The organism is Aetokthonos hydrillicola CCALA 1050 (genome assembly GCF_017591665.1).
Lineage (GTDB): Bacteria > Cyanobacteriota > Cyanobacteriia > Cyanobacteriales > Nostocaceae > Aetokthonos > Aetokthonos hydrillicola.
This window is the reverse complement of sequence record NZ_JAAKGC010000313.1, coordinates 1-2,036: the sequence shown is the minus strand read 5'-3', so window position 1 is coordinate 2,036 and position 2,036 is coordinate 1. Positions and strand designations below refer to the sequence as shown.

Sequence of the window (2,036 nt, the reverse complement as noted above, 5' to 3'; positions counted from 1 at the left end):
CAAAATCAAATCTGCCTGTTGTGCGACTTCCCGCGCCATTTGTCCTCGTATTTCACCTGCTATTTCATCTAATCCAGGTGTATCAATTAATTCAACTTGTACTTTCCCACCAGGATTCCAGCTTACGGAACGAGGGTATTGAGTCACACCGTGAAGTGGACCAGTTTGTAAAATCTTTTGTCCTAACAACGCATTTAACACTGCTGACTTACCACGACTCACTAACCCAAAAGCAGCAATGCGAATCACATTATAGTCTAGCTTATTCAGCGTCGCTGTTAAAACCTCCAACTCAGGTTTTACCAAACCTGCTAATTGTAAATTTGATTGCGACTGTCCTGGTTTGCGAAGATTACCGTACCAAGAGACTGCAACGCTTAGACTAGCACGAGCACGATTTAAGTGGGTTTGTTGTAAGTTACGCAAGGCAATGGGCATGGGGCATGGGGCATTGGGCATGGGGCAGGGGGTATCTACTCGCTCCTCTGCTCCCTAGCACCTTCCATAATACTATAAACAGGAGTCAGGAGTCAGAATACAGGAGGAGCCACTGCGTTGGGCGGCTTTGCCGACTTGAAGCACGTGGCGTTCAGAATACACCACCCATAAAGGGATGCTGTTTTAGCACTCATTTTCAATCCCTATCTCGTCCATAAGGCACGAGGTTTTACCCAACTCTATTCATTCTGACTCCTGACTCCTGACTCCTGAATTCTTCTTGATAAATCATATTGAAATCTTCTCCGGAGAAGAGTACGGAGAAGATGTCAAGGTTTTTGGAGGTAAAAGCGTGTAATGACAACTTAGAATTGCTGCACTTTAGTTGTTATTACACTCTTGACGAAAAGGGTTTACACTGGTCAGTTAGCTGCCCCTATTAGCGAGTAAAGTTGATTTTTAAGAGGTTTTCAAGGTATTCACCTACTTTATTTTTGGGACTGCGATCCTTGATAATTTGATGGTAGGCAGCTTCGTAACCATTAACCATTTGGGTGATGCTAAACCTGTTTTCTACATATTCTCGGCAGGTTCGGCGATTTAGTTCTAGGGCTTTGGGAATCATTGTTGCCATTTCTTCGTAACTCTGGCAGACAAACCCTGTTTTGCCGTGATCTATGACTTCTGGGACAGAACCTAAATTGATACCAATCACAGGTGTACCAGTTGCCATTGATTCTATCATTACCAAGCCAAATGGTTCTCGCCAGGTAATCGGGAAGAGAGTAATAGCTGCATTGCCCATTAGTTCACTTTTTTCAGCATGGTTGACTTCGCCGAGGAACTCTATTTGCTTACCATCTATATAAGGGGCAATCTCGTTGTCAAAAAACTCTTTATCTACTGCATCAACTTTTCCAGCCATTTTTAGACGGAAACCAGAAAGCCTTGCTATGGCGATCGCATGTTGTGGTCCTTTTTCTGGTGAAAAGCGTCCCAGGAATGCCATATACGGCGGATCATGGGGTTTTTCCACAAAAGCATATTCTTCTGGGTTAATACCGTTGTAAACAGTACTGACGTAATTCAGATCTGCTTGCCGTTGTGCGTTACTGATACTGATGTATGGTTGCGTTGAATACCGAGTGAACATTTCAATGCTGTCTCTGGTGAAGCTACCGTGCAGAGTATGCACTGTAGGCGTCGATACCAGACTCGCCGGAGGCAGTGCCCGCATTCCTACATGGGAGTGTATTATATCGAATTCCTCAGCGCGTGGATACACTAGGCTAGATGCAAGCAGTTCGTACACCATCGGCTCTTGAATAGCTCGCTCCGATGCCCGCACTGAACGGGGGAATACCGCTTCTAACTTAGCCAAAGTTTGCGAATCTCCCGAGGCAAACAAGGTAACATCATGACCTCGACGTACCAGTTCGTCTGTCAAGCGACTCACTACCAGCTCTATTCCTCCATAAGTAGGAGGTGGAACTCGTTCCCACAAGGGGGCTACTTGAGCGATTTTCATTTCTTTGTTTTGGTTCAGTATGTAAATCAGTCGTTGGACATAGGTTGAGGGACTTTAGACCAGAGTACTT

The 2,036-nt window shown here is 45.0% G+C and carries 2 protein-coding genes; both read right to left on the bottom strand.

Annotated elements, in window-relative coordinates; all coding sequences use genetic code 11:
• A partial coding sequence (locus tag G4P69_RS37355) for an Era-like GTP-binding protein (RefSeq protein WP_390694025.1) occupies positions 1-459 on the bottom strand: 459 nt, incomplete at its 3' end.
• Positions 460-877: 418 nt separating this feature from the next.
• Complete coding sequence (locus G4P69_RS37350; protein ID WP_208354940.1) at positions 878-1,966, bottom strand: glycosyltransferase family 4 protein; 1,089 nt, start codon at positions 1,964-1,966, stop codon at positions 878-880.
• Positions 1,967-2,036: the final 70 nt, after the last annotated feature.